The organism is Streptomyces sp. AB3(2024) (genome assembly GCF_041862025.1).
GTDB lineage: Bacteria > Actinomycetota > Actinomycetes > Streptomycetales > Streptomycetaceae > Streptomyces.
The window spans coordinates 1-8,282 of the sequence record NZ_JBGWAB010000024.1 but is presented as its reverse complement, the minus strand read 5'-3'; the positions used below and the strand labels follow the sequence as shown (position 1 = coordinate 8,282).

2 protein-coding genes are annotated in these 8,282 nt (G+C 75.1%); both read right to left on the bottom strand.

The features are described from left to right. Window positions 1-36: 36 nt before the first annotated feature. Window positions 37-4,758, bottom strand: coding sequence for an SDR family NAD(P)-dependent oxidoreductase (locus tag ACEPPI_RS13105; RefSeq protein ID WP_373915403.1), 4,722 nt, complete (start codon window positions 4,756-4,758; stop codon window positions 37-39). A gap of 29 nt (window positions 4,759-4,787) precedes the next feature. Further along, window positions 4,788-8,282: SDR family NAD(P)-dependent oxidoreductase (locus tag ACEPPI_RS13100; protein WP_373915402.1), on the bottom strand; the 3,495-nt coding region annotated here is incomplete at its 5' end.

Here is an 8,282-nt window from a genome sequence, read left to right as displayed (position 1 = left end):
TCTGGGTGGGGCGGGTGGTACGGGCGGGACGCCGGGTCAGGCGGCGGCGTCCCGCAGGGCCAGCTCGATCAGGGCGTCCTCGTCGAGCGCGTCGATCAGGTCGACGGCATCGCCGTCGGCGCCGCCCCCGCCGTGACCGTGGCCGACCCGATCGAAGGCGACGCCGCCCGAGCCCTGCTGGAGTACCGGCGTTGCCGATGCCCCGGGGGCCAGCGCGAGGAGGGTGTCGAGCAGTCCCGCCCCGCGCAGCACGTCGAGCGGTACGGCCGCCAGTGCGGCCCTGATCCGCGCCTCCTCGGGCTCCGCCACGCCCTCGGGGGTCCGCGGCGCGAGCAGGTCCACCAGGTGGGCGGCGACGGCGGAGGCCGTGGGGTGGTCGAAGACCAGGGTCGGGGGCAGTTTGCGTCCGGTGGCGCCGCTGAGGCGGACGGCGAGCTCGCCCGCGGTCAGGGAGCTGAACCCGATGTCCTTGAAGGCCCCTTCGGGGTCGACGTCCTCGGGCCCCGCATGGCCGAGGACGGCGGCGACGGCCGCGCGCACCCGGTCCAGGACGATCTCGTACCGTTCGGCCGGGTCGGCCGCGGCGAGCAGCTCGGGCAGCCCGTCATCGGCGGGCCCGTCGGCCTCCGGGCCCGCCGTGGCCTCGCGTACGCCGGGCAGGTCCCCGATGAGCGGGCTGGGCCGGAAGGTGGTGAACCCCTTCGCGAACAGCGGCCAGTCCATGTCGGCGAGGGCCACGCACACGTCGTCGCGGTCGAGGGCGCGGCCGAGGGCGCGGACGGCCTCGGCGGGGTCCATGGCGCGCAGTCCCCGGCTGCTGAGGAACTCCTCCCCGGCGCCTTCGCCCATGCCCGCGCCGCCCCACAGGCCCCAGGCCACGGAGGTGGCGGTGAGGCCCTCGCCCCGGCGTCGCTCGGCGAGCGCGTCCAGGGCCGCGTTGGCGGCGCCGTAGGCGCTCTGGCCGCCGCTGCCCCATACGCCGGCCCCGGAGGCGTAGAGCACGAAGGCGTCCAGTTCCAGGCCGCGGGAGCGGGTGAGTTCGTCCAGGTGGCGGGCCCCGGCGACCTTGCCCCCGTACACGGCCGCGAGGGAGTCGGTGCCGGTGTCGAGGAAGGTCTCGGAGTGCGGGACGCCCGCGGTGTGGAAGACGGCCGTCGGGGGGTGGGCGTCGAGGAGGGCGGCGAGCGCGCTCCGGTCGGAGACGTCGCAGGCGGCGAGGGTCACCTCGGCGCCGAGCGCACGCAGTTCGGCGGCCAGCTCCTCGGCACCCGGCGCCCCGGCGCCCCGGCGGCTGGTCAGGACGAGGTGCCCGGCGCCCTGCGCTGCGAGCCAGCGCGCGACGTGCGCGCCGAGGGCCCCGGTCCCCCCGGTCACCAGGACCGTGCCGCGCGGAGCGTAGGTCCGGCGGACGGGCGTACGGTCCGCCGGGACGAGCCGGCGCCCATAGGTGCCGGAGGCCCGTACGGCGATCTGGTCCTCGCCGGTGGTGCCGGTCAGGGCGGCGGCCAACTGCTGCCAGGCGCGCCGGTCGGGGGCCTCGGGCAGGTCCACGAGCCCGCCCCACAGGCGGGGGTGCTCCAGGGCGATCCCGCGTCCGAGACCCCAGAGCTGGGCTCCGGCGGAGTGCGGGAGTTCGCCCGGCGAGACGGCGACGGCGCCCCGGGTGAGGGCCCAGATCCCGGCCGTGAGGCCCGCGTCTACGGCTGCCTGGGCGAGCAGGGTGGTACCGGCCACGGCCAGGGGCACGTCGGACGTCTCGGGGTACGGGAGTTCGCCCGTGCCGAGGAGGGAGAGGATCCCGGCCGGGGCGGTGTGCCGGGCGAGTGAGGCGGCCAGGGCGGCACGGGTGGCGGTCGCCGCGTCGAGGGCGAACCGCTCGACGCGGGCGCCGTGCCGCACGAGGGCCGCCTCCGCCTCGTCGGCCAGGCCGGACGGGAGTGCGTCGGCGATCACCAGCAGCCAGGTCCCGTCCAGCCGGGCCGGAAGCTCACGGCCCGGCAGCTTCTTCCACCCGGCCCGGTACCGCCACCCGTCGACGCCGGGCGCCTCCGGGGCCCGGAACGCGGCCGGGGTCGAGGGCTCCAGCCAGTAGTGCCGCTGCTGGAAGGCGTAGGTGGGCAGGTCGACGGGGCGGGCGCCGGTGCCCTCGAAGAGGCGCGCCCAGTCGATGTCGGTGCCGCGCACGAAGAGCTCGGCGGCGGAGGTGAGGAACCGCTGGAGTCCGCCTTCGTCACGGCGGAGCGAGCCGGTGGTGACGACCTCGGCACCGGCCGCGTCGGCGGTCTCCTGGATCCCGATGGTGAGGACGGGGTGCGCGCTGGACTCGACGAACGTCCCGAACCCCTTGGCGATCAGCTTGCGCACGGTGTCCTCGAAGCGGACGGGGTGGCGCAGGTTGCGGTACCAGTACCCGGCATCGAGGAGGATCTCCGTCAGGAGGCCCCCGGTCACGGTCGAGTAGAAGGGGATGTCCGCCTTGCGCGGCACGATCGGCCCGAGGACGTCCAACAGCTCGGCCTCGATCCGCTCGACGTGCGCGGAGTGGGAGGCGTAGTCGACGGGCACCTGACGGGCCCGGATCCCCTCCTCCACCGCCTCCGCGACGAACGCGGCCACCGCATCGGCGTCCCCCGCCACGACCGTGCTCGACGGACCGTTCACCGCAGCCACACCCAACCGGCCCGCCCACGCCTCCAACCGCGCCTCAACAACCGCCAACGGCAACGGAATCGACGCCATACCCCCCAGACCGGCCAACTCACGCCCGATCACCTGCGCACGCAACGCCACCACCCGAGCCGCATCCCCGAGGGACAACGCACCCGACACGGCAGCAGCGGCAATCTCACCCTGCGAATGCCCCACCACCGCATCCGGCACCACACCCAGCGAACGCCACACCTCGGCGAGGGAAACCATCACCGCCCACGTCACGGGCTGGACCACATCCACCCGCTCCAGCGAACGCCCCTCCCGCACCACCTCCACCACATCAAAATCCACGAACGGCGCCAGGGCATCGGCACACTCCCGCAACCGCCCCGCAAACACCGGGGAAGAGTCAAGAAGACCCGCACCCATCCCCACCCACTGCGTCCCCTGACCCGGAAACACCAACACCCGACGACCGAACGACCCCGCCACACCCTCGACGGTCGTACCGCCGAGGACCACCCGGCGGTGTTCCAGCATCGAACGGCCCGTGACCAGGCTCCACGCCACGTCCAGCGGACGCGGCGCAGGCTCCCGCTCCACCTCCATGTGGGTACGCAGGCGTTCCACCTGGTCACGCAGGCCCGTCGCCGTCCTGCCCGTCACCACCAGCGGGACGACGGGCAGCTCACGCGCCTCCCCCGCCGGCTCCTCCACCCGAACCGGAGCCTGCTCCAGGATCACGTGTGCGTTCGTCCCGCTCACACCGAAGGACGACACCCCCGCACGCCGCACACGCCCCACCTCAGGCCACACACGCTCCTCGGCCAGCAGCTCAACCGCACCCGCCGCCCAATCCACCTCCGAAGACGGCACACCCACATGCAACGTCCGCGGCAGCACACCGTGCTCCAGCGCCATCACCATCTTGATGACACCACCCACACCCGCAGCCGCCTGCGCATGCCCGATGTTCGACTTCAACGACCCCAGCCACAAAGGCTGTTCGACCCCTCGGGCACTGCCGTAGGTGTCCATGAGGGCCTGGACCTCGATCGGGTCGCCCAGCTTCGTGCCGGTGCCGTGGGCCTCGACCGCGTCGACGTCGGCGGCGGTGACCTGGGCGTCGGCGAGGGCCTGGCGGATGACGCGCTGCTGTGCGGCGCCGCTGGGCGCCGTGAGGCCGTTGCTGGCGCCGTCCTGGTTGACGGCGGAGCCGCGCAGGACGGCCAGGACGCGGTGTCCCTTGCGCACGGCGTCGGAGAGCCGTTCGACGAGCAGGATCCCGGCGCCCTCCCCGGGGCCGAAGCCGTCCGCGGAGTCCGAGAAGGCCTTGCAGCGGCCGTCGGTGGCCACACCGCGCTGGCGGGAGAACTGGACGAAGACGGCGGGTGTCGACATGACGGTGACGCCGCCTGCCAGGGCGAGGTCGCACTCGCCGCGGCGCAGGGACTGGGCGGCCTGGTGCAGGGCGACCAGGGAGGACGAGCAGGCCGTGTCGACGGTCACCGCGGGGCCTTCCAGGCCGAGGGTGTAGGCGATGCGGCCGGAGGTGAAGCTGACGACGCTGCCGGTGAGCAGGTCGCCTTCGAGCTGGGCGGACGGCGCGTGGACGCCGGAGGTGTAGCCGCCGTCCCAGGCGCCGACGAACACGCCGGTGCGGCTGCCGTGCAGGGACCGGGGGTCGACTCCGGCCCGTTCGAGGGCTTCCCAGGAGGTTTCCAGCAGCAGCCGCTGCTGAGGGTCCATGGCCAGCGCCTCGCGCGGGGAGATGCCGAAGAAGGCGGGGTCGAAGGCGCCCGCCGCGTCCAGGAAGCCGCCTTCGCGGCAGTAGGAGCGGCCGGCCGCGTCGGGGTCGGGGTCGTAGAGGCCCTCGACGTCCCAGCCGCGGTCCCCCGGGAAGGGGGAGACCGCGTCGGTGCCGGAGGAGACCAGCTTCCACAGGGCCTCGGGGCTGTCGACACCGCCGGGGAAGCGGCAGGCCATGCCGACGATCGCGATCGGCTCGTGCGCCCGGGATTCCAGGTCCTTGAGGCGTTCGCTGGTGCGGTGCAGTTCGGTCGTGGCCCGCTTCAGGTATTCGCGGAGCTTGTCTTCGTTCGCCATGTCTCGTCACCCGTCACGTGCTGTGCGGTTCAGAACCGCTCGTCGATGAATGCGAAGATCTCGTCGTCGTCGGCGTCCTCCAGGGACACGGCGACGGATCCGCCGGGGTCCGAGGGCCCGGTGCCCCCGGTGGTGTCGTTCGTGCCGTTCGTGCCGCCGATGCCGTTCCACAGGCCGGTGAGGGCCGCGAGCCGGTTGGCGATCTCCTTGTGGGCGGCTTCGTCGGGGCCCGCGGCGCCGTGCGCGGCCTGGCCGGACAGGGATCCGAAGAGGGCCTCCAGGCGGTCGAGTTCCGCCATGACGGAGGTGCCGCGGGCATCGGCGGCCGGGGTGGCCGCGGTGTCGTCCCGCGGTGCGAGGGCGCGGTGCAGGTGTTCGGCGAGGGCCGCCGGGGTGGGGTGGTCGAAGACCAGGGTCGCGGCCAGGCGCAGCCCGGTGTCGGCGGCGAGCCGGTTGCGCATCTCGACGGCGGTGAGGGAGTCGAAGCCGAGTTCCTTGAAGGCGCGGTCGACGGTGATGCCCTCGGGGCCGCCGTGGCCGAGGACGGCTGCGGCGTGGGCGCGTACGGCGTCGAGGAGCAGTTCTTCCTGCTCCTCGACGGGCACGCCCGGAAGGCGTTCGGCGAGGGTGCCGGTGGGTCCGCCGGTCTGCCGGGGGCCGCCGGGGGCGTCGGTCGCGCCGACGAGGGCGCTGAGGAACGGGGGGACGGGTCCGGCGGCGCGCAGGGCCGCAGGGTTGAGGCGGATCGGGACCTGGAGGGGGGTGTCGAGGGTCTGGGCGGCGTCGAAGAGCGCGAGGCCCTCGGCGTCGGTGAGGGGCATGACGCCGCCCCGGGCGAGACGGCGGTGCATGCCGCTCTGGTCGAGGTGGCCGGCCATGCGGCTGTTGGCGGACCACAGGCCCCAGGCGAGGGAGACGCCGGGCAGTCCCAGGGAGCGGCGGTGGTCGGCGAACGCGTCGAGGAAGGCGTTGGCGGCCGCGTAGCCGCCCTGGCCGGGGCTGCCGAACAGCGCGGACGAGGAGGAGTAGAGGACGAACGCCGACAGGTCGAGGTCCTTGGTGAGGTCGTGGAGGTGGAGTACGGCGTCGACCTTGGGACGCAGGACGGTGTCGAGGGTTTCGGGGGTGAGGGTGGCCAGGGTGCCGTCGGAGAGGACGCCGGCGGTGTGGACGACCGCGGTCAGCGGGTGGGCGGCGGGGACGGCGGCGAGCAGCGCGGCGAGCTGGTCGCGGTCGGCCGCGTCGCAGGCCCGTACGGTGACGCGGGCGCCGAGCCCGGTGAGTTCGTCGGCGAGTTCGGCGGCGCCTTCGGCTTCGGGGCCCTGCCGGCCGGCGAGGACGAGGTGGCGTACGCCGTGTGCGGTGACGAGGTGGCGGGCGACGGCGCTGCCGAGGGTGCCGGTGCCCCCGGTGACGAGGACCGTGCCGTGGGGCCCGAAGGCGGGCGGCATGGTCAGGACGAGCTTTCCGGTGTGGCGGGCCTGGCTGAGGGTGCGGAACGCCTCGCGGGCGCGGCGCACCTCGTGGACGGTCAGCGGCAGGGGCCGCAGCACGCCCGCCTCGAACAGGGCGAGGAGTTCGCGGAGCATCTCCCCGACCGTTTCGGGGCCGGCCTGGACGAGGTCGAAGGCCTGGTAGTGGGTGCCGGGGTGGGCGGCGGCGACGGTCTGCGGGTCGCGGACGTCGGCCTTGCCCAGTTCGAGGAAGTGGCCGCCGCGGGGCAGGAGGCGCAGGGAGGCGTCGACGAATTCCCCGGCGAGGGAGTTGAGGACGATGTCGACGCCGCGGCCCGCGGTACGGGCGAGGAAGGCGTCGGCGAAGCCGGTGGTGCGGGAGTCGGCGATGGCGTCGTCGGTGAGGCCCAGGCCGCGCAGGGTGTCCCACTTGCCGGTGCTCGCGGTGGCGTGGACCGTGAGGCCGAGGTGGCGGGCCAGTTGCAGGGCGGCCATGCCGACGCCGCCGGCGGCCGCGTGGACGAGCAGGGACTGGCCGGGGGTGGCCCGGGCCAGGCGGGTCAGCGCGTAGTGGGCGGTGAGGAACACGGCGGGGACGGAGGCGGCTTCGGCGTAGGTCCAGCCGGCCGGGACCGGGGCGACCATGCGGTGGTCGGCGACGGCGTACGGGCCGAATCCGCCGGTCCACATGCCGAGGACGCGGTCTCCGGGGGTGAGGGTGCTCACGCCGGGTCCGACCTCGGTGACGACGCCGGCGCCCTCGGCTCCCATGACGGCCGCTTCTCCGGGATACATGCCCAGCGCGATGAGGGTGTCGCGGAAGTTGATGCCGGCGGCCCGTACGGAGATCCGTACCTGGCCTTCCTCCAGGGGGGCCAGGGTGTCGGGGGCGGGGGCGAGGCGCAGGCCTTCGAGGGTGCCGCCGCCGTCGGTGGCGAGCCGCCATGCGGTGGTGCCGGCGTCCGGTACGAGGAGGTCCGTACGGGGGTCGGTGGTGCCGGCGCGGGCCAGCCGGGGTGCGCGGACGGCGGCGCCGCGGACGGCGAGCTGGGGTTCTGTGCCGGCCAGGGCGGCGGTCAGGGCGGTGCCGTCGACGGCGGCCGGGTCCAGGTCGAGGAGGGCGAAGCGGCCGGGTTCCTCGGACTGGGCGGAGCGGATCAGGCCCCACAGGGTGGCGGTGGCCGGGTCGGTGACGTGCTCGTCGGGGGCGGTGGCGACGGCTCCGCGGGTGACGAGGGTGAGGGCGGTGTGCGCGTACCGTTCGGGGGCCTCCAGCCAGGTCCGGGCGAGGTCGAGGGTCCGGTGGGTGACGGTGTGGGCGGTCGCGGCCTCGGGGCGGGGGTGCTGGGGGAAGGAGACGACGACGCTGTCGGGGGTGGCGGCGTCGGTGTCGGCGAACAGCGCGGCCAGGTCGGGGTACCAGTCGCCGTGGCCGCCGGTGCTCTCCAGGGCGGCGAGGACCTTGGCGTGGTCCTCGCCGACGACGGCGATGCGGCGTCCGGGCGGGGCCGCGGCGGTGTGCTGCCGCGGCCAGGTCACCTCGTGGAGGGATCCGCCCCGCAGGGCGCCCGCGGGGCCCGCGGCGGCGGCGAGCTGTTCGTCGGAGACGGTGCGGACGAGGAGTTCGTCCACGTCGAGGACGGGGCGGCCGTCCTCGTCGGCGCAGCGCAGGGTGACGGCGTCGGGGCCGGCGGGGGTGACGGTGACGCGCAGCCGGTCGGCGCCCTCGGCGTGCAGGCGGACGCCGCGGACGGCGAACGGCATGCGGGCGCGGCCGTCGTCGGGGAAGAACGCGCCGAGGCTCATCGCCTGGAGCGCCGCGTCGAGGAGCGCCGGGTGGATGCCGAAGCCCGCGGAGCCCTCGCGGGTCTGCGGGGGCAGGGCCACTTCGGCGTGGACGGCGGTGCCGTCGCGCCAGCCGTCGCGGAAGCCGCGGAAGTGCGGGCCGTAGTCGTAGCCGCGGGCGGTGAACTCCTCGTAGAAGGAGTCGGGGGCCGGGCGGGACGCGGGCCGGGCGGGGGGCGCCGGCCACCCGGGAGCGGCGGCGGGCGGGGTGTCCCCGGCGGGGGC